Below are 21407 nucleotides of genomic sequence, written 5' to 3'. Positions count from 1 at the left end.
GTTCACATATTTGTTCCACCAAGATTTGGGAGGATTTCGATCCCGAAAAAGCAACCACGTACTAACCTAAAATAACCTGAAAACAAGCATGTCAAAAACTGCGCAATCAGTTTGGAATAGCTGTCTAGCTTTTATCAAAGATAATATAACACCCCAGGCTTATAAAACTTGGTTTGAACCGATACAAGCAGTAAAACTTACAGATTGTGCCTTGAGCATACAGGTTCCTTCTAAATTCTTTTATGAATGGTTGGAAGAGCACTATGTAAAACTTTTAAAGGTTTCTCTAACAAGAGAATTAGGTGAAAAAGCCAAATTGGTCTATGTGATCAAAATGGAAAACACCTACGGCAACAAACTTCCATTCACAGAAAAAATTCCTAGTACTCAAAGAAGCAATGTTGCTTCTCAAGAAGTAGATGTTCCTGTAAGACATAAAAATCCGGAACTTAGAAATCCATTTATAATTCCTGGAATTCGGAATGTTAAGATAGAATCTCAATTAAACCCTAACTATAGTTTCGAGAATTTTTTGGAAGGAGAATCTAACAGACTAGCAAGATCTGCAGGATTAGCAGTTTCTAACAAACCTGGAGGAACATCATTTAACCCTTTACTTATTTTTGGAGGAGTTGGTTTAGGAAAAACTCACTTAGCTCATGCTATTGGTGTAGATATTAAAGATAAATATCCGGAGAAAACCGTATTATATATTTCTGCTGAAAAATTTACACAGCAATACATAGAATCTGTAAAGAAGAATAATAGAAATGATTTTATACATTTCTATCAGATCATAGACGTTCTTATTGTAGATGATATTCAATTATTATCTGGAAAAGCTGGAACGCAAGATGTATTCTTTCATATTTTTAACCACCTACATCAAAACGGAAAGCAGGTAATTCTTACTAGTGATAAAGCTCCGGTAGATATGCAGGATATCGAGCAAAGGTTGCTATCAAGGTTTAAATGGGGGCTTTCAGCTGAATTGCAAAACCCAGATTTTGAAACCCGAGTTTCTATTATTAAAAACAAACTCTATCGCGATGGTGTAGAAATGCCGGAAGATATCATAGAGTTTTTAGCTAATAATATTAAAACGAACATTCGAGAATTAGAAGGCGCTATCATCTCTTTAATTGCTCACTCTTCTTTTAATAGAAAAGATATCACATTAGATCTGGCTAAAAAAATTGTAGATAATTACGTTAAGAATACAAAACGTGAGGTTTCTATAGATTACATCCAGAAGATCGTTAGTGACTATTTTCAAATGGATGTAGAAACACTTCAATCTAAGACCAGAAAACGTCATATCGTTCAGGCTAGACAATTAGCAATGTTCTTTGCAAAGAAATTTACCAAAGCATCACTTGCCAGCATTGGAAGTCAAATAGGTAAAAGAGATCATGCAACGGTATTACACGCTTGTAAAACGGTAGATAATCTTGCAACCACCGATAAGCAATTCAAAAAATTTGTCGAAGACCTTAACAAGAAACTTACCCTATAAAAAGTAGCTTTATGAAAACCAATGTTTTGATGGTGTGTCTCGGCAATATCTGCAGATCTCCATTGGCAGAAGGAATTCTGAAATCTAAACTTTCTAGTGATACTGTTTATGTAGATTCTGCCGGTACTGGAGATTATCATGTTAACGATCTTCCAGACTCAAGATCTATTGCTGTTGCTAAAAAGCATGGACTAGATATTACAGATCAACGCGGGAGACAATTTAAAGCTGATGACTTTAAAAAATTTGATCTCATCTATGTAATGGATAATTTTAATTACAATGATGTGATTTCATTAGCAGCTTCTACTGAAGATCAAGAAAAAGTAAAGCTCATCTTAAATGAAGTCTTTCCCGGAGAGAACGTAGATGTTCCTGATCCTTACCAAGGTGGACAACAAGGCTTTGAGAATGTATATAATATGCTTGATGAAGCCTGTACGATCATCGCTAAAAAATTAAATGCTTAATTTTAGCTAAACTTCTTATAAACATGGCGAACACTCCTTTTCAATTTTCTGGAAAACTATACCTGATCCCAACTACTTTGGGAACTTCAAACCCGATAGAAGTGCTCCCGTTATCTATAAAAAAGATTATAGAAAAAGTGGATCATTATATAGTTGAAAATGAAAAAACCGCAAGAAGATCTATTAAAGATGTAGTTCCAAGCAAAAAGCAACCGCTTTTAAAATTAAATTTACTAAATAAATTTACAGACCCTGCCAGCCTAAGTTCTTTTCTAGATCCATGCAAAGAAGGTCTGGACGTTGGCTTGCTAAGTGAGGCAGGATGTCCTGGAGTTGCAGATCCAGGTGCGGAGATTGTAAAGCTCGCACATCAAATGGGAATAAAGGTGGTACCGCTTGTAGGCCCCTCCTCCATTTTACTTGCAATGATGGGAAGCGGAATGAACGGTCAAAGTTTTACATTCCACGGGTATTTACCTATAGATAAAAAAGAACGCAAGAACGAATTGAAGAATTTAGAGCGAATTTCTTTAGAAAGAAATCAGGCGCAAATCTTTATAGAAACTCCTTATAGAAATAATAAGTTGTTGGAAGATATGACACAGCAATTACATGCTGCAACAAAACTTTGCATAGCTTGTGATATTACACTTCCCACAGAATATATTATCACTAAAACTATTTCAGACTGGACTAAAACAAAAGTAGACCTTCATAAAAGGCCTACTATTTTTGTGATACAGAAAGAGCTTTAATTTAAGCTTGAAATATTTCAGCCTTAGCTTTTCTCTCCGGTTTTACAAATGAAGTATCATAACCGGCAAACCTTTTCATGTAATACCCTATAGTTGTTCCAAATGCATCATTAAAAGAATTGGCTCCCCAACTTCTTAGATACTTTTTTACACTTCCAGGACCTGCTAAATGTGCCGCAGCAAGAATACCAGATTCTGTAATTGTAATACCATTTATTTTTTCTCCAACAAATCTTGCAATATCACGTTTCAAGATCCATTTGTTCCTAGAGGCATTGGCATAGAATGCCGCTTCTTGCAACTCTGGAGTATTTAAGAATTCATTTGCATTATAGATTCCTATCAATTTTAAAGTTCCCTTTCCAAATTGATACTTCCCTAAATATCCAAATTCATTAATTATCTTATAATCTCCTCTAGACTCTTTAAAAGCAACTGCTTCTTTAAAACCTAAATAAGATTTACCAAGTGCTGGTAAAATTTTAATTGCCTCTACCTCGGTAACGCTACTATCTGGAGTAGCAGCTACCGTGTATTCCAGAACAACATCTGAAGGGGTAGCATAAGTTTCAAGGTTTGCAGCTTCTTTAGTAGAAAAGCTAAAAAATATAGATCCTGCCAATATGATTGGAAAGATTGAAATTTTTGCAACTTTTTTTCTCATAATTTTTTGATTCTGATAGGTTGAATAGCTTAGTAAAACAGCCCCTATCAATTTCGCCGGGCAAATGTACGATTATTTTTAATAATTTGATATACAGCATGTTAAATATTTTATAATATTGTATTTGCTGATATTCAGCGAGTTACGATTTTATTAAATTTCCTATATCAAGTTTTAAGGTACAACGCGTGTAGTAGCAAGGCAAATGAGACCATTTAGCTTGCTAAAAGTGATAAATTTTTTGCCATTTCTTCCTATTTTGAGACTAAAAAATTAATCGGAATAAGAACTCAAATTTTTGCCAAAATGAGTATCCTCACTACATTTTTAATTAAACAACAGTAGATCCCGAGAAATCCGAAAATATACCAAACAAAAAAAAGCACCCATTTTAGGTGCTTTTTGCTGTAAGAGATTTTAGAAATTATCGTTTAATTCCTTGTTTATTCACCCAATTAACATAAGCCTGCTTATTGATATTATGCTCACGCAAAGTCTTTGCAAATTTATGATATCCAAAATTTTCTACGTTAGCTACAAAGAAAATAAAATCGTGCTTTTCATAATTAAGCACCGCATTTATAGATGAAATGTCTGGCATAAATATAGGCCCTGGAGGTAGGTCTTTATATAGATAAGTATTATAAGGAGAATCTAAGGTTAGATCTTTATAAAGTACACGTTTAATAACTGTATTAAAATTCTGTGTCTTATCTTTAATAGCATAAATAACTGTTGGATCTGCTTCTAATTTCATCCCTTTATTGATCCTATTCATATAAACTCCGGCAACTTTTGGTCTTTCATCAACCTTTGCTGTTTCCATTTGAACTATCGAGGCTATAACAGAAACATCCAGTGGTGATAAGCCTATTTCTTTAGCTTTATCTAATTTCTCTTGCGTCCAGAATTTATTATACTCCTTTTGCATTCTGCTTCTAAATTCTTCCGCAGAAGTATTCCAGAAAAATTCATATTGATTTGGAATATACATTGCCAAGCCATTTCTCAATGTAAAGTCATTCCCGCTAAGAAATTCCTCTTCTTTCATTGCACTCAACAAGCTTAAACTATCAGCTTCTATTTGTCTGGATATTCTACCTGCAAGATCTTCTAACCTTTCCTGATTATTAAAAACAACTTTTACAGGTTGATTCTGGCTTCTAAGGACATTAATAAGATCATTATTATTCATGTTCTTCTTCAACAAATACTTCCCAGCTTTTATATTACCCACGTAATTTTTTTTCTGTGCAACAGCATCAAATGCTTCCATATCTTTTATTAAAGGAGAAAGGCTGTCTTTTACTACAGTATAATTTGCGCCGGTTGGAATATAGACCACTGTAGAATCACTATCAAACTTCGTATTTGGAGCAAAAATATTATTGTAGATGGTATAGCTGAAAAATCCCAGCACAACTAAGCCCAAAAGGGCGATAATTAAAAGTATTTTTTTAATGTACATTATTGATGAATTGGTATAAAATCTCGTCTTTAAATTTTCCGTTTATTAAGTTCCAGTCTTTTTTGATTCCCACTTTTTTGAAACCACATTTTTCAAAAAGTTGAATACTAGGCAAATTATCCACGGTAACGTTGGCATAAACCTGATGCAAATTTAGATGAACAAAACAATATTGGCTTATTAGAGAAATTACCTCTGCCCCATATTTTTTTCTTCTATCTTCTTCCTTAATGATCAATATCCCTAGAGAAGCTCTTCTATTCTTAGGATCCAGATCAAAAATATCTACTAAGCCTAAAGGATCCCCTCCCAGATCACAGATCATCAACCTTAATTGCCTAACATCAAAAATATCCCTGTGGGAATTTTGAAGGTATTTTTTAATTAGAAATCTGGAATATGGCACTTTTGTATCACTTATCTCCCAAAATTTTTCGGTATTCTCTACTTCAAGAATAAAATCTAGGTCTTCTGGCTCTAGTGCTCGTAATCTAACATTTTCTCCGGTTAATGTTAACATTCTAAACTTCCTTTAAAAACCTGTAACGCAGGTCCCGTTAACCAGATGTTAGAATACTGAGCTCCATTATTATCAAAACTAACCTCTAGATTACCGCCCGGAGTAGCAAGATTAACCTTATTAAAATTTGTTTTACCCGTGGCGTGCGCAGTAATTGCCACCGCAGTTACTCCCGTTCCACAGGAGTAAGTTTCATCTTCAACTCCTCTTTCATAAGTTCTAACCAGAAAAGAATGATCATCACTTTGCTGAACAAAATTCACATTAGTTCCTCCAAAATTACTATAGATATCTGAGTATCGAATTTTTGAACCCAGCTTTTTTACATCTAAGTCTCCTACCTCTGTAGAAAATTCTATATGATGAGGAGAACCGGTATCTAGAAATAAATGACCTTCATTTAAGCCATCTGCAATTACATCTTGCATTTGTAAACTTATGGTCTCACCTTTTACCCAGGCCTTATGTTTTCCATCTACAGCAATAAAATTGGTGCGCTCTCCTATAACTCCTAAGAAATTTGCAAAAGCTACGATACATCTGCCACCATTACCGCACATACTACTTGGGTTTCCATCAGAATTATAGTAAACCATAACAAAATCCTCTCCTTCTACCTCAGAATTTTCCAATAGTATCAATCCATCTGCCCCTATTCCAAACCTTCTATGGCAAAGTTTAAGCACTAAATTGGTATCATTTTTGGGGAACAGTAACTGGCGATTATCGATCATGATAAAATCATTTCCAGCGCCATGATATTTGTAAAAATCGAGTTTCATGAACCTTTTATTTTGAAGGCCAAATATACAACATTCAGACTGATTTTTCGTTGAGAACAGGCCATCGCCAAATAATAAATCAAAGAATAACATTGATTAAAATTTGAGATTTTTTGAATATAAAAATAGAAATAGCATGAAAAAATTCGCAACATTCGTTGGAGCCTCCATTTTGGGTGGAGTATTAACTTTGGGTTCTTATCAATATTTGAATAATGAGGATACCTCTTTTTTGAATAATCATAATAAACAAGAGTCACAACTATTCCCAATCTCCAATAACACTCCAAATTATGGTACTAATGCAGATTTCACGGAAGCTGCAGAAAAGACTGTTCATGCCGTGGTACACGTTAAAAATGTAGCAATATTTAAACAGCCTAGAAATTCATGGGAATATTATGCTAGAAAAGGAGAAAGTGAAAAGGCGCTAAGGGGCACCGGATCTGGAGTTATCATTACTCCAGATGGGTACATAGTTACCAATAATCATGTTATTGATGGTGCAAGTGAATTGGAAGTAACCTTAAACAACAACAAAACGTATAAGGCAAAACTTATCGGAAAAGACGTTAAAGCAGATATTGCACTTATTAAGATTGATGCACAGGAACTGGATTATATCCCATTTGGAGACTCCAATAATATCAAATTAGGAGAATGGGTACTTGCTGTAGGAAATCCTTTTAATCTAACTTCTACCGTAACTGCGGGAATTGTGAGTGCTAAAGCTAGAGATTTTAATAGTAATGATGGAACGCCTCAATCTTACATTCAAACCGATGCTGCCATTAATCCTGGAAATAGCGGAGGAGCTTTGGTAAATATCAACGGGGAACTTATAGGTATAAATACTGCTATTACGAGCCAAACAGGAAGTTATATTGGATATGGTTTCGCAGTGCCTTCTAATAATGCCAGAAAAGTTGTAGAAGACCTTATAGAGTATGGTAATGTGCAACAAGGCATCTTAGGTATTCGAGGTAGTGATGTAAATGAAAATCTTTCCAACCAATTTAATCTTGGAACTTCCCAAGGTGTTTTGGTACGAGATATAGATCAGGGAAGTGGTGCTTTCACTTCTGGGATTAAAGAGGGAGATGTTATTAGACAAATTGATAATATTGAAGTAAGAAAAATGTCTGACCTTACTGGTTATATTGGTTCAAAAAGACCAAATGACATTGTAAATGTTAAGATCTTAAGAGATGGAGAGGAGCAGTTGCTAAAAGTAAAACTCACCAAATATGAAACATTTGCTATTGAGTCAATTGGACTTGAAGTTACCAATGCTTCAAAATCAGATCTAGAAAATTATAGCAGCTCTAATGGAGTAAAGATAAGTAGAGCCTTAAAAGGAGATGCTCAGTCTCAAGCATTAATAGGAATTTTGATCACTAAAATTGACAACAGTAAAGTCAATAACATAAGTGATGTTAGAAAGATCATAACTTCTAGAGATCCTTCAGAGCCAATTAGTGTAACTTTCGTAAATAGCGAAGGTAGAGAGCAAACTTACATTTGGAGATAAGCTCAATAAAAATAAGCCTTACCCACCATTTTAATGGCGGGTATTTTTTTTGAATAAATATTTTACGAAAACGTTTGAAATATATACTTTTGCAGCGTTTTTAAACACACAACTTAATCTATTAAAAATGGGATTTAACGAAGTTTACGAAAAGGAACTTGCTTTTCAGGCCGATCGCAGACGCGCCTCGGTAGAATTCATTAAAATTATTAGCGATTTATGGTACGATAAATCTATCGAGTTGGTTCTTTTCAGAAACCAATTAATCAATTTAAATGTAAGTGACATTTTAAATCTGCACGAATATGCAGGTGAATTTGTTCAAAAACCTATTTCAATCTTCGATTCTGTGGAGATCGCACAGGCCATTAAAGATCTGGACCTTCCTCCTGCTAAATTAGATATTGGTAAGCTAACCTATGAGTATCATATAGAAGATGTAGATTATAACAATGCAAAAGCCTTTATCTCAAATAAATTGAAGAAGGCAAAAGAATATGAAGAAGTTACTCCTAAAGACGTAGTTCTTTATGGATTTGGAAGAATTGGTAGATTGGTTGCGCGAGAGCTTATGACTAAAACCGGAAAAGGAAGTCAGTTAAGATTAAGAGCTATCGTTACCAGAGATCATGTTGATGCCAATATCCTAGAAAAAAGAGCATCCCTTCTTAAGAATGACTCTATACATGGAGATTTCTCTGGAACAGTTACTATAGATGTAGACAATTCTGCACTTGTAATTAATGGAACTACCGTTCATATTATCTCAGCAAAAAATCCGGAAGAAATAGATTATACAAATTATGGTATTGAAGATGCCCTAGTTATAGATAATACTGGAGCTTTTAGAGACAAAGAAGCCTTATCAAGACATTTATCTTGTAATGGTGTTTCTAAAGTATTGTTAACTGCTCCGGGGAAAGGTATTCCAAATATTGTACATGGAGTAAATCATAAAAATTATGATCCGGATGTAGAAGACATTTTCTCTGCAGCCTCTTGTACTACAAATTCTATTGCTCCAATATTAAAAGCAGTAGAAGAAACTTTGGGGGTAGTTCATGGTCACCTAGAGACTATACATGCTTACACCAACGATCAGAACTTGGTAGATAATATGCATAGTAAATACAGAAGAGGTCGTGCAGCAGGATTGAATATGGTAATTACCGAAACTGGAGCTGGTAAGGCAGTAGCAAAAGCGTTACCTGTGTTTGAAGGAAAATTAACTTCTAATGCAATTAGAGTTCCGGTCCCAAATGGATCTTTAGCAATTCTTAACTTAGAAGTACAAAGTGAAACTTCTTTAGAAGGTATTAATGATATTATTAAAAAATATGCTTTAGAAGGCGAATTGGTAGAACAAATAAAGTACTCTCTAGACAATGAGTTGGTTTCTTCAGATATTGTTGGTTCTTCTGCTCCTTCTATTTTTGACAGTAAAGCAACCATTGTAACAGAAGATGGAAAGAATATCGTTCTTTATATATGGTATGACAATGAATACGGTTACAGTCATCAGGTAATTAGACTAGCTAAGTATATTGCAAAAGTTAGACGCTTTACTTATTACTAGAAAAAGTAATTTTAATAAAGAAACCCCCACCACTATGGTGGGGGTTTTATTTTTAGCAGTTTATTAACTGATGTTATGCAAGGTAAATCTGAAATTTGTGAAAATTTCTTAAAGATGAGTGAGACTAATAAGCGTAAAAGAATTTATAAGAAAAGATACAATGTACCTATTCTCATCATTGTTATCTTAATATCTATAAGAATCGCGCTACCTTATCTCCTCCAAGATTATGTAAATAAAACCTTAAATGACATCCCTGGATATGAGGGACATGTAGAAGATATTGACATAGCATTATGGCGCGGAGCCTATGTGGTAAAAAAATTAATTCTAAAGAAAACCGAAGCAGAAACAGATACCCCTGTTCTAGATTTTAGAGAAACCGATATATCCATAGAGTGGAAATCTCTCTTAAAAGGTAAGATTGTAAGTGAGATAGAAATGTACGATCCCAAATTCAATTATATTTTTGAAGATCAGAAAAAAGAGGGGCCAGAAGGCAAGGCAGATACAGAAGATTGGACCAAAGCACTTACAGATCTAGTTCCTATAGACATTAATCACCTTGCTATTCACAATGGAACTGCCAATTTCGCGCAGTTATCTTCCAGTCCGGATATAGAAATGTTTCTTCAGAATATAGAATTAGATGCCACTAATTTAAGTAATGTGGTTAATAAAGATAAAACCTTACCTTCTACCCTACATGCAACAGCAACTTCTATTGGAGATGGAAGCGTAACATTAGAAGGAGAGTTGAATCTATTAAAGGAGATTCCAGATATGGATATAGACTTTGCTTTAAAAAAGGCAAATGTCACCGCCGTAAATGATATTACTTTGAAATATGCAGGTGTAGATTTTGAAAGCGGAACTTTTGAACTTTATAGTGAAGTAGCTATTGCAGATGGATATTTAAAAGGAAGCATAAAACCTATGTTCATCAATGCCAAGCTCATTAGTAAAGATGATGATGGAGGAATATTTAAAAAGTTATGGGAAGGTTTTGTGGGAACATTCAAGTTCCTTCTAAAAAACCACGGAACAGATACTCTAGCAACTAAAGTACCTTTGGAAGGAGATTTAAATGAAGTGAAATCTGGAATACTACCAACAGTTTTTAATATTTTTAAAAACGGTTGGATAAAAGCATTTAAAGGAGATGTGGATGAAAATATTAATTTTGAAGATGCAAAAAGATCTAAAGATGGAAAATAGTTAAAAGCTACTGCTGATAAAAAAATAAACCTTTTTGTGCTATTTTAAGTTTAATGGCAATAAGTTTTTTTCCTTTGCGTTGTCTAAATAATTTAACCAAAAACACCCAAATGAATAAAGCATTATTTTTTACTTTACTGTTCCTTACAAGTGTAATGAACCTTAAAGCGCAGGACTATCAGGCTGAAGAGACACCAATTAACGATGCCTTCACCAAATTAATTGAAGATTCTAACGATTATCAAGGTTATAAGGTTGTAGATTATACAGATCTAATTACGCTTAAAAAGAACACTCTCAATTTCATTGGAATTCTAAAAAACGAAATTACTACACAGAAAAATTCTTTAAATCAGCAACAAGAAGAAAGTGCAAAACTAAAAGCAGATCTAGAAGAAACTCAAAAACAATTAGAAGATGTTACTGCACAGAAAGATGCTATTACATTTTTAGGGATGCCTTTTAGCAAAGGAAGTTATATGGCATTAATGTGGGGAATAGTAGCTGCACTTATTATAGCCTTGCTATTCTTTATATTTAGATATAAAAAAGGACATTCTGATACGTCTGAAGCAAGAAACAAGTTATCTACCACAGAAAAAGAATTTGAGCTTTATCGTGCTAAAGCATTAGAAAAGGAACAAAGACTTGGAAGATTACTACAAGACGAAAGAAATAAATCTAGCGATAGATAAGCTACTTTTTCTAATTATATATTGTAAAGATATTTCTCATCTTTGCACCGGTAAACTAAAATAACATGCGAATAGATATTATTACAGTGGTTCCGGACATTTTAACCAGTCCTTTTGAAGTCTCTATATTAAAGAGAGCTATAGAAAAAGGACTGGTTGAAATACATCTACACAACCTTAGAGATTACGTTACAGACAACTACAAGCAGATAGACGATTACCAATTTGGTGGCGGAGCAGGGATGGTGATGATGATTGAGCCTATAGACAAATGCATTACTAAATTAAAATCTGAGCGTAGTTATGATGAAGTGATTTATATGACACCAGATGGCACTACACTTAATCAAAAAATAGTAAATACGTTATCTATTAAGGAGAACATAATTATTCTTTGTGGTCATTACAAAGGTGTAGATCACAGAGTTCGTGAGCAGTTTATTACTAAAGAAATATCTATTGGAGACTATGTGCTCTCCGGCGGTGAGTTAGGGGCTGCAGTATTATGCGATGCCATAATTAGATTAATTCCAGGAGTTTTAGGTGATGAAACTTCTGCGCTTACAGATTCATTTCAAGACGACTTACTTGCACCTCCTGTTTATACTAGGCCTGCAGACTACAAAGGCTGGAAAGTTCCTGAGGTATTAACTTCTGGAAATTTTCCAAAAATTGAGACCTGGAGAGAAGAGCAATCCTACCTGAGAACCAAGAATTTAAGACCAGATTTATTAGATGAAGATTAATTAAATTATTGGTTGTTTATATTATTTAATTTTCTAATTTTGCACTCGTTTCTGAACCAACCTCTGGCGAAAACCGTGCATGTTGCTTTAGTATTATATTAAACTATCTATTATGGAATCGTTAATTAAATTCGTTCAAGACGAATTCGTTACAAAAAAAGATTTTCCTGAATTCTCTGCAGGTGATACTATCACTGTGTATTATGAAATTAAGGAGGGTGCTAAAACCCGTACTCAGTTTTTTAGAGGTGTAGTAATTCAAGTTAAAGGAACAGGAGTTTCTAAAACTTTTACCATCAGAAAAATGAGTGGAACTGTTGGAGTAGAGCGTATTTTCCCAATGAATTTACCTGCACTTCAAAAAGTTGAAATCAATAAACGTGGAGCTGTTAGAAGAGCACGTATCTATTATTTCAGAGGACTTACTGGTAAGAAAGCTCGTATTAAAGAGCAAAGAAGAAAGTAATTACGCTTCAAATGATTTTATTAAAGCCCCATTGTATGGGGCTTTTTTATGCTTTAAATCTAAATACAAACACCTGAAAATTAGCGTGTTAAAATTTTTTAGTTTTAAATTAAATTTCTTAACTTTAAGTGTATTTAATTTATGATTGGAATGACACAAGGATTTTCCATGGTTAAATACGGTAGAGTAAAATCTTTACATAGGTTTTTATCCTTTATTATTTTTGTGATATAAGATAAAAACGTTTTTGATATAATTTGTTCACGTGGGTGATCAACTTGTATCATGAGAAGTAACGCACGTGTAAGTTCTTTAATCAACTTACAATGATTTTTTAAATCGATCGGTAAAGCGTTATTTCATCAGAAGCTATTTCAGTATACAAGGTATGCTGAAATAGCTTTTTTATTTATAAAGTTTTGTTACAATCTTAGACTTCGTATACTTTCTACTATGATAAAATTGGCAAAAATGCTATCTTCGCGAGGCTAAGTGGGTTTAAGCCTTATACTTAGAAAATACCGAATCATTAATCTTCACAGCGTCTTTAGAATTTTTCTATTCAGAACTCCTGTGTTTAAAATAATTATATATAATGACAAACCGATCAAAAATATTTTATACCAAAACAGATGAAGCCCCTATGTTGGCAACATTCTCGTTCTTACCAATAGTTAGAAGTTTTACAGATACCTCCAACATAGACATAGAACCAACAGATATTTCTTTAGCTGCAAGAATTTTAGCTAATTTTTCTGACATGCTTCCCGAAGAACAAAGAGTACCTGATGCTTTAAAAATGCTTGGAGAATTGGTTTCTCATCCAGAAGCTAATATTATTAAACTTCCTAACATAAGTGCTTCAGAACCGCAATTGGAAGCTGCCATCAAAGAACTTCAAGCTAAAGGTTACAAATTGCCAGATTATCCTGGAGAGCCTAAATCTGATGAGGAGAAAACCATCAAGCAAAAATACGATAAGGTTAAAGGTAGTGCTGTAAATCCTGTTCTTAGAGAAGGAAATTCAGATAGACGTGCACCAAAAGCGGTAAAGAATTATGCAAAACAAAACCCTCACTCTATGGGGAAATGGGATGCCGATTCTAAAACTCACGTTGCTACCATGAAAGAAGGCGATTTTTATTCTAATGAAAAATCACTTACACTTTCAGAAGCTAATACCTTAAAAATTGAATTAGAAGATACAAAAGGTAATAAGCATGTTCTAAAAGACAATCTAAAAGTTTTAGATGGAGAGATCATCGATGCAACTGTAATGAGTAAAAAAGCGTTGATCAAATTTTTAGAATCTCAAATACAAGACGCTAAAGATAAAGGTGTTCTATTCTCCCTGCACATGAAAGCTACCATGATGAAGGTTTCAGATCCTATTATATTTGGTCATGCTGTGCGAGTTTTCTTTAAAGATGTTTTTAGTAAACATGCAGCTACACTAGAAAAGCTTGGAGTTAATCCTAACAGCGGGCTAGGAGATCTCTTAGAATCTATAAAATCGCTTCCGGCAAATGAAAAGGCAGCGATAGAAGCAGACCTTAAACATGATTTTGAACATGGACCAGACCTTGCCATGGTCGATTCAGATAAAGGCATTACCAATTTAAATGTACCTAGTGATGTTATAATCGATGCATCTATGCCTGCTATGATTAGAACATCAGGTAAAATGTGGAATGCTCAAGGAAATACACAAGATACAAAAGCTGTAATTCCAGATAGCAGTTACGCAGGAATTTATCAAGCAACTATAGAATTTTGTAAAAAGAATGGAGCTTTTGATCCTACAACTATGGGTACAGTTCCTAATGTTGGTTTAATGGCTCAAAAAGCAGAAGAATATGGTTCACATGATAAAACTTTCGAAATTGAGACTGCCGGTAAAGTAAGAGTTGTAGATGCTTCAGGAAAAACTTTGATGGAACATTCTGTTGAAGAAGGAGATATATGGAGAATGTGTCAAGTGAAAGATGCACCTATTCAAGATTGGGTAAAATTAGCAGTTACTAGAGCTAAAGCATCAGGAATGCCTGCTATTTTCTGGTTAGATGAGAGTAGAAGTCATGATGTAGAAATAATCAAAAAAGTAAACACTTATTTAAAAGATCTGAATACTGAGGGCTTAGAGATAAAAATAATGTCGCCAGAAAAGGCTACAGAATTTACTTTAAAAAGAGTTAAAGAAGGAAAAGATACTATTTCTGTAACAGGAAATGTATTGAGAGATTATCTAACCGATTTATTTCCAATTTTGGAACTTGGAACCAGTGCTAAAATGCTATCTATAGTACCATTAATGAAAGGCGGAGGACTCTTTGAAACCGGTGCCGGTGGATCTGCACCTAAGCATATCCAACAATTTTTGGAAGAAGGACATCTGCGTTGGGATTCATTAGGAGAATTTTTAGCATTAGCAGTATCTCTAGAACATTTAGGTACAAATTTCAATAATCCGAAAGCCTTAGTTCTATCTGAAACCTTAGATGAGGCTACAGAATTGTTCTTAAAAAATGACAAATCTCCTTCTAGAAAAGTTAATGAACTAGATAATAGAGGAAGTCATTTTTACCTTGCTCTTTATTGGGCACAAGCGCTAGCAAATCAAGATAAAGATTCGGAACTTAAAGAGCAATTCACAAAAATTGCGAAAGATCTGTCTACTAATGAAGATAAAATACTTCAAGACCTTATTGAAGCACAAGGTAAATCTGTAGATATAAATGGATATTATTATCCAAATGAAGATCTTACAAGCGATGCCATGAGACCTAGTGAAACTTTGAATAAGATTTTAAGATATTAAAATAATCTTATTCATATAATTTATAGCCCTGATGTATTTCATCGGGGCTTTTTTTTACGCCAATAATTTTAAAACAAAGTTATTTTTAAAATAAAGTCTTAAGATGATCATCTATACTATGTCCATCTTCCTACAAGTCTTATATTTACAATAAAAATTAGCTTGCGAACTTTACTCTCAATTCTTCTAATTCTTGGCTTCACAATTTCATATGCCCAGGAAACTTTTACCGTTAATGGTGTAATTAAGGATGCTTCCAACAACGAAACCTTATATGGAGTTAACGTGCTTGTGGCAAATTCCAACTCAGGGGTAGTTACTAATGAATACGGTTTTTATTCAATTAAACTTCCAAAGGGAGAACATACGTTGATAATTTCTTACTTAGGTTTTCAAGAACAAACTACCACCATAGAGCTCTCGAAGAATACTTCCTTAAATTTTTCCTTAAATGAAACTTCAGAATACTTGGAGGAGGTTGTGATCACAGAAGATATTGAAAAATTGAATATTCGAAAACCTGAGATGAGCGTTAATAAATTAGATATTAGCACCATTCAGAAATTACCAGTAGTGTTTGGAGAGGTAGACGTTATAAAATCACTGTTACTTCTACCTGGTGTTTCTAATACTGGAGAGGGTTCATCTGGATTTAATGTGAGAGGTGGAGCTGTAGATCAAAATTTGATACTTTTAGATGAAGCTACAATTTATAATTCATCTCACTTATTTGGATTATTTTCAGTTTTCAATCCAGATGCCATTAAAAACCTCAAACTATATAAAGGTGGTATTCCTGCTAAATACGGCGGAAGAGTTTCCTCTGTTCTAGAGATTTTTCAGAAAGATGGAAATAGCAAAGAATTTAAAGCAAATGGTGGAATAGGTTTAATTTCTAGCAGACTATTAGCTGAAGGCCCAATAGTTAAAGATAAAAGTTCATTCTTAATTGCCGGAAGGGGTTCTTACGCTCATCTATTTTTAAAATTTACAGATAATGATAATGCAGCCTATTTCTATGATCTTAATACCAAACTAAGTTTTAGACTGGATAATGACAATAGCATACTATTTTCTGGGTACTTTGGGAGAGATGTTTTTAATATAAGCGAGAGCTTTAAAAACACTTACGGAAATGCTGTTTTCAATTTAAGGTGGAATCATGTACTAACAGATAATATATTTACAAATCTCTCTGTAATCTATAGTGACTATTACTACGGTCTTACCTTAGACTTTGTAGGTTTTAACTGGAATAGTGGTATAAAAAATCTGAATTTAAAATATGACTTTAACCACAATATCAGCGATAATTTAAATTTAGATTATGGCATACAAAATACATATTATGAATTTAATCCAGGAGAAATTGAACCTAGCGGTACTACTTCAGGAATTATAGATTTTGATCTTACCAAGAAATATGCTTTTGAAAGCGCTATTTATCTTTCTGCTGAACAAAAATTGACTGAAAACGTATCTGCAGAATATGGCTTCAGATTTAGTAACTTTTTTAGGTTGGGACAATCAGAATTGAATAGGTATCAAAATGATCAGGCGGTAAATTTCAATGAGAACTTCAGTATTTATGAGAAAGCAGATCCTATTGGTTCCACTACACTTTCTAAAAATAAAGTTCAGGAATATTTTTGGGCATTGGAACCTCGTGCCGCTATAGCCTACAGTTTAAATGATAATGAATCTGTAAAGCTTAGCTATAACAGAATGTATCAATATTTACATCTTATAACAAATACGAGCTCACCTACCCCTTTAGACATTTGGACGCCAAGCGGCAAGTATATAGAGCCCCAAATTCTCGATCAGGTAGCAGCAGGTTACTTTAGAAATATATCTAACAATAAATATTCTATAGAAGTTGAAGGATTCTATAAATTGATTCAAAACAGAATTGATTATATAGATGGGGCAGATCTAATTGCGAATAATGCTATAGAACAGGTAATACTTCCGGGAACAGCTAGAGCCTATGGATTAGAATTGCTAGTTAAGAAAAACCTCGGAAGATTTACTGGATGGTTGGCATATACAATTTCAAGATCAGAACAAAAAACCCCGGGTAGAAACTCATTAGAAACAGGAATTAATAATGGTAAATGGTATAAAACTGCATATGATAAAACACATGATGTATCTATCATTGGAAGCTATGACCTGAATTCGAAATGGCAACTGAATACTAACTTTGTATATCAAACAGGTTTACCTACCACCTATCCTAGTGCTCAATATAAATTTGAAAATCTAACTATACCAGTTTATGCTGATAGAAATAGCGCAAGACTCCCTTCACTTCACAGGTTAGATATTTCTGCAACCTATACACCAATTAAAAATAAAGGTAGAAATTATAAATCTTCTTGGAACTTTGGAATTTACAACGTTTATGGAAGAAAGAATGCAGTATCGTTAAATTTCAGAAATAACGAAGATTCAGGAAATAATGAAGCCGTAAGACTCTCTTTATTTGGCATAGTTCCATCAGTTACTTACAACTTCAAATTCTAAAATATGAGAAAGTTAAATATCATAATCACTTCTATTCTTTTAATATTACTTACTTCTTGTGAAGATGTTGTAGATATAGATCTCAATGAATCTGAACCTAGGTTAGTAATAGAGGCATCGATCATTTGGAGAACCGATACAGACGGAAATAACCAGTTTATTAAATTAAGTACTACCGCACCTTTTTTTGATACTATAACCCCACCTGCAACAAACGCTAGGGTTCAGGTTTTATCTGATTCTGGAGAAAAGTTTTTATTCAATGAAGTTGATCCTGGAATATATAAAAGTGAAAATTTCAACCCTCAAGTAAATGCTAGATATTCATTAACTATACAATATAAAGATGAAACCTATACGGCAACAGAAATATTACAGCCAGTAGTAGAATTAGAAGAAATCGTTCAATCTAAAAACGGTGGCTTCAATTCAGATGAATATGAATTAAAGGGATATTATTCAGATCCTATAGAGGAAAGTAATTTTTACTTATTTAGATTTATTTTTAAAGACATTTCTCTTCAAATATATGATGACGAGTTTACCAATGGAAATAGAACCTTTGCATATTTTTCAGATGAAGATCTAGCCCCTGGAGATAAGGTCTTTTATGAAATCCAAGGAATCTCAGAACAATTCTACAATTATTTATTTATCTTAAGATCTCAAGCGGGAGATAGTAATGGAGGTCCATTTCAAACGCAACCAACTACTGTAAGAGGAAATATAATTAATAAAACAAATCCGGACAATTTTGCTTTTGGATATTTCAGATTATCCCAGTCGAATTTAATGAGTTATGAGATCAAATAATTAATTGATCTATTAAAATGTTGTAAAAGATGAAGCATACCAATAAGGAGTTATTAGGAAAAGGAATTAGATATTTAGCAGGAGCTTTACCATTAACTTTTCTAGGCCCTAGTATTTTATACAGTGCCTTTAATAATCAAGACCATCCACTATATATAGCAGTACTAATTTTAGGTATAGCGGCGTGCGCTGGAGCTATGTATTTTATGTTTAAAGGTATAAGAACACTTATGAGATCTCTATTCGATTAGTGCGTCCCGCTAAACCTGATGGTTTATCGCCGGGCTTTTCGCGCTACGTGGTAGCTTGCTACAATCCCTGGCCGAGTAAGCATCAAATTCTAATATAAAATACACCACCCCATCCAGAGGTAATCTCCAGATGGGGTGGTGTATTTTATATAGGAACTGAAGTGTTGCGAATTGGGTATATAAAACAACAACACCCCTTTCCGGGATATCGTTATCCGGAAGGGGTTTTATTATGTGTAACGCTGGGTTGTTCCTATTTGAGGATAGGGTATAAAAAAACCCCTTCATCTGGTGATGAAGGGGTTTTCAAAAACAAGGCGACGACATACTCTCCCACAATACAGCAGTACCATCTGCGCTAACGGGCTTAACTTCTCTGTTCGGAATGGGAAGAGGTGAGCCCCGATGCAATAGCCACCTTAAATCTTTAAGCAGTGATACACTCAAAAGTGTATAACTAACTTCTAATAACATAACATATATAGGAAATAAACAATAGAAGAAAATTAGATAAATAACAATGCAATTAGATAGGTTTTTCGCTCTCCCCTTTATAGTCCCCTTTAGGGGATGTAGGGGGAGAACTGCACTAAGCTTTACGGATTATTAGTACCACTCGGCTATGACATTACTGCCTTTACACCTATGGCCTATCAACGTGGTAGTCTCCCACGGTCCTTTAAAGAAATCTCATCTTGTGGTGGGTTTCGCGCTTATATGCTTTCAGCGCTTATCCCTTCCGAACGTAGCTACCCAGCAATGCCACTGGCGTGACAACTGGTGCACCAGAGGTTCGTCCAACTCGGTCCTCTCGTACTAGAGTCAGATCCACTCAAATTTCTAACGCCCACTGTAGATAGAGACCGAACTGTCTCACGACGTTCTGAACCCAGCTCGCGTGCCACTTTAATGGGCGAACAGCCCAACCCTTGGGACCTTCTCCAGCCCCAGGATGTGACGAGCCGACATCGAGGTGCCAAACCCCCCCGTCGATGTGAGCTCTTGGGGGAGATCAGCCTGTTATCCCCGGCGTACCTTTTATCCTTTGAGCGATGGCCCTTCCATGCGGAACCACCGGATCACTATGCTCTACTTTCGTACCTGATCGACCTGTATGTCTCTCAGTCAAGCTCCCTTATGCCATTGCACTCTACGCACGGTTACCAAGCGTGCTGAGGGAACCTTTAGAAGCCTCCGTTACTCTTTTGGAGGCGACCACCCCAGTCAAACTACCCACCAAGCATTGTCCTTCCATTGGAAGTTAGGCTTCAAACAAGTAAAGGGTGGTATTTCAACAATGACTCCACCACACCTAGCGATGCAGCTTCAACGTCTCCCACCTATCCTACACATCACTTGTCCAAAGTCAATACTAAGCTATAGTAAAGGTGCACGGGGTCTTTTCGTCCCACAGCGGGTAATCGGCATCTTCACCGATACTACAATTTCACCGAGCTCATGGTTGAGACAGTGTCCAGATCGTTGCACCATTCGTGCAGGTCGGAACTTACCCGACAAGGAATTTCGCTACCTTAGGACCGTTATAGTTACGGCCGCCGTTTACTGGGGCTTCAATTCAATGCGTCGCCGAAGCTAACATCTCCTCTTAACCTTCCAGCACCGGGCAGGTGTCAGGCCCTATACGTCATCTTTCGATTTAGCAGAGCCCTGTGTTTTTGATAAACAGTCGCCTGGACCTCTTCACTGCGGCCCATCCGAAGATGGGCGACCCTTCTCCCGAAGTTACGGGTCGATTTTGCCTAGTTCCTTAACCATGAATCTCTCGAGCACCTTAGAATTCTCATCCCAACTACCTGTGTCGGTTTACGGTACGGGCTGCCACCACTTGCTTTTCTTGGAAGTCGATTTGCTAGATTATCACGCCGGCCGAAGCTTTTGTGTACTATCGCCGTGTTACCACTGGCTTCAACGTACTATTCCGTCAGTACGCACTAACTTTTCGCCTCCGTCACGTTTAACGTGGGGCAGGTACAGAAATATTAATCTGTTGTCCATCCACTAACCCATTCGGGGTCGCGTTAGGTCCCGACTAACCCTCAGCTGATTAGCATAGCTGAGGAAACCTTAGTCTTTCGGTGTGCGGGTTTCTCGCCCGCATTATCGTTACTTATGCCTACATTTTCTTTTCTAATTAGTCCAGCATACCTCGCAGTACACCTTCAACCCTATTAGAATGCTCCCCTACCACTTACAGTAATCTGTAAATCCATAGCTTCGGTAGTATATTTATGCCCGATTATTATCCATGCCGAACCGCTCGACTAGTGAGCTGTTACGCACTCTTTAAATGAATGGCTGCTTCCAAGCCAACATCCTAGCTGTCTGGGCAGTTCAACCGCGTTTTTTCAACTTAATATACATTTGGGGACCTTAGCTGATGGTCTGGGTTCTTTCCCTCTCGGACATGGACCTTAGCACCCATGCCCTCACTGATAAAAATCATTTTATAGCATTCGGAGTTTGTCAGGAATTGGTAGGCGGTGAAGCCCCCGCATCCAATCAGTAGCTCTACCTCTATAAAACTAAATTATCGCTGCACCTAAATGCATTTCGGGGAGTACGAGCTAT

17 protein-coding genes and 2 rRNA genes are annotated in these 21407 nt (G+C 35.3%); 13 read left to right on the top strand and 6 right to left on the bottom strand.

All coding sequences use genetic code 11. The annotated features are described in order from the left end of the window. Positions 1–88 precede the first annotated feature (88 nt). Genes dnaA through P163_RS03820 form a run of 3 tightly spaced genes read left to right on the top strand, consistent with a single transcriptional unit; the run spans position 89 to position 2741 of the window. Entirely contained in the window at positions 89–1516 is a 1428-nt protein-coding gene (gene dnaA / locus P163_RS03830) for a chromosomal replication initiator protein DnaA (protein WP_034887866.1), read from the top strand. An 11-nt stretch (positions 1517–1527) separates the two neighbouring features. Further along, positions 1528–1986: a low molecular weight protein-tyrosine-phosphatase gene (locus P163_RS03825; protein ID WP_034887864.1), complete on the top strand. Its 459-nt coding sequence runs from the start codon at positions 1528–1530 to the stop codon at positions 1984–1986. Between the two features lie 23 nt (positions 1987–2009). After that, on the top strand, positions 2010–2741 hold the full coding sequence (locus P163_RS03820; RefSeq protein ID WP_034887862.1) for an SAM-dependent methyltransferase: 732 nt from the start codon (positions 2010–2012) through the stop codon (positions 2739–2741). A 1-nt stretch (position 2742) separates the two neighbouring features. Here the strand turns inward: P163_RS03820 and P163_RS03815 are convergent, their stop codons facing one another. The 4 genes from P163_RS03815 to dapF all read right to left on the bottom strand — a co-directional run bounded on the left by P163_RS03815 (position 2743) and on the right by dapF (position 6175). After that, positions 2743–3405, bottom strand: coding sequence for a hypothetical protein (locus P163_RS03815; RefSeq protein ID WP_034888307.1), 663 nt, complete (start codon positions 3403–3405; stop codon positions 2743–2745). Between the two features lie 424 nt (positions 3406–3829). Then, a complete protein-coding gene (gene mltG / locus P163_RS03810; protein ID WP_034887860.1) occupies positions 3830–4873 on the bottom strand; it encodes an endolytic transglycosylase MltG in 1044 nt (347 codons plus the stop codon). Continuing rightward, positions 4863–5393: a GNAT family N-acetyltransferase gene (locus P163_RS03805; RefSeq protein ID WP_034887858.1), complete on the bottom strand. Its 531-nt coding sequence runs from the start codon at positions 5391–5393 to the stop codon at positions 4863–4865. The genes mltG and P163_RS03805 overlap by 11 nt, the downstream gene beginning before the upstream one ends. Beyond that, positions 5387–6175, bottom strand: coding sequence for a diaminopimelate epimerase (gene dapF, locus P163_RS03800; protein ID WP_034887856.1), 789 nt, complete (start codon positions 6173–6175; stop codon positions 5387–5389). The genes P163_RS03805 and dapF overlap by 7 nt, the downstream gene beginning before the upstream one ends. Positions 6176–6311: 136 nt before the next feature. On the opposite strand from dapF, the gene P163_RS03795 reads away from it, so the two are divergent. From P163_RS03795 to P163_RS03750, 10 genes are all read left to right on the top strand, one after another. After that, a complete protein-coding gene (locus tag P163_RS03795) occupies positions 6312–7706 on the top strand; it encodes a trypsin-like peptidase domain-containing protein (protein WP_034887854.1) in 1395 nt (464 codons plus the stop codon). A gap of 127 nt (positions 7707–7833) precedes the next feature. Continuing rightward, positions 7834–9282, top strand: a complete 1449-nt coding sequence (locus P163_RS03790; RefSeq protein ID WP_034887852.1) for a glyceraldehyde-3-phosphate dehydrogenase — start codon at positions 7834–7836, stop codon at positions 9280–9282. A gap of 114 nt (positions 9283–9396) precedes the next feature. Continuing rightward, positions 9397–10500 (top strand): DUF748 domain-containing protein, encoded by a 1104-nt coding sequence (locus P163_RS03785; RefSeq protein WP_034888305.1) that lies wholly within the window; start codon positions 9397–9399, stop codon positions 10498–10500. 110 nt (positions 10501–10610) lie between these two features. Further along, positions 10611–11195 (top strand): DUF4199 domain-containing protein, encoded by a 585-nt coding sequence (locus P163_RS03780; RefSeq protein WP_034888303.1) that lies wholly within the window; start codon positions 10611–10613, stop codon positions 11193–11195. A 65-nt stretch (positions 11196–11260) separates the two neighbouring features. Then, on the top strand, positions 11261–11941 hold the full coding sequence (trmD, locus tag P163_RS03775) for a tRNA (guanosine(37)-N1)-methyltransferase TrmD (RefSeq protein WP_034887850.1): 681 nt from the start codon (positions 11261–11263) through the stop codon (positions 11939–11941). Positions 11942–12053: 112 nt separating this feature from the next. Beyond that, positions 12054–12407 carry a 50S ribosomal protein L19 gene (gene rplS, locus P163_RS03770; RefSeq protein ID WP_034887848.1) on the top strand — a complete coding sequence of 118 codons (354 nt, stop codon included), beginning with the start codon at positions 12054–12056 and terminating at the stop codon, positions 12405–12407. A gap of 595 nt (positions 12408–13002) precedes the next feature. Further along, positions 13003–15225: an NADP-dependent isocitrate dehydrogenase gene (locus tag P163_RS03765; RefSeq protein ID WP_034887846.1), complete on the top strand. Its 2223-nt coding sequence runs from the start codon at positions 13003–13005 to the stop codon at positions 15223–15225. A gap of 162 nt (positions 15226–15387) precedes the next feature. Further along, entirely contained in the window at positions 15388–17754 is a 2367-nt protein-coding gene (locus P163_RS03760) for a TonB-dependent receptor (RefSeq protein ID WP_156100651.1), read from the top strand. Between the two features lie 3 nt (positions 17755–17757). Further along, on the top strand, positions 17758–18567 hold the full coding sequence (locus P163_RS03755) for a DUF4249 domain-containing protein (protein WP_034887842.1): 810 nt from the start codon (positions 17758–17760) through the stop codon (positions 18565–18567). Positions 18568–18596: 29 nt separating this feature from the next. After that, on the top strand, positions 18597–18818 hold the full coding sequence (locus P163_RS03750) for a DUF6095 family protein (RefSeq protein WP_034887840.1): 222 nt from the start codon (positions 18597–18599) through the stop codon (positions 18816–18818). A 312-nt stretch (positions 18819–19130) separates the two neighbouring features. Here the strand turns inward: P163_RS03750 and rrf are convergent. Both rrf and P163_RS03735 read right to left on the bottom strand, forming a co-directional pair. Then, positions 19131–19240: ribosomal RNA gene (rrf, locus tag P163_RS03740) — 5S ribosomal RNA — on the bottom strand. 163 nt (positions 19241–19403) lie between these two features. Continuing rightward, a 23S ribosomal RNA gene (locus tag P163_RS03735) occupies positions 19404–21407 on the bottom strand; the annotation flags it as partial.

The sequence above is a fragment of the Gillisia sp. Hel_I_29 genome, from assembly GCF_000744275.1.
Classification (GTDB): Bacteria; Bacteroidota; Bacteroidia; order Flavobacteriales; family Flavobacteriaceae; genus Gillisia.
Note: the sequence above shows the minus strand (reverse complement) of the source record. Positions and strands in the feature narration are given on the sequence as shown.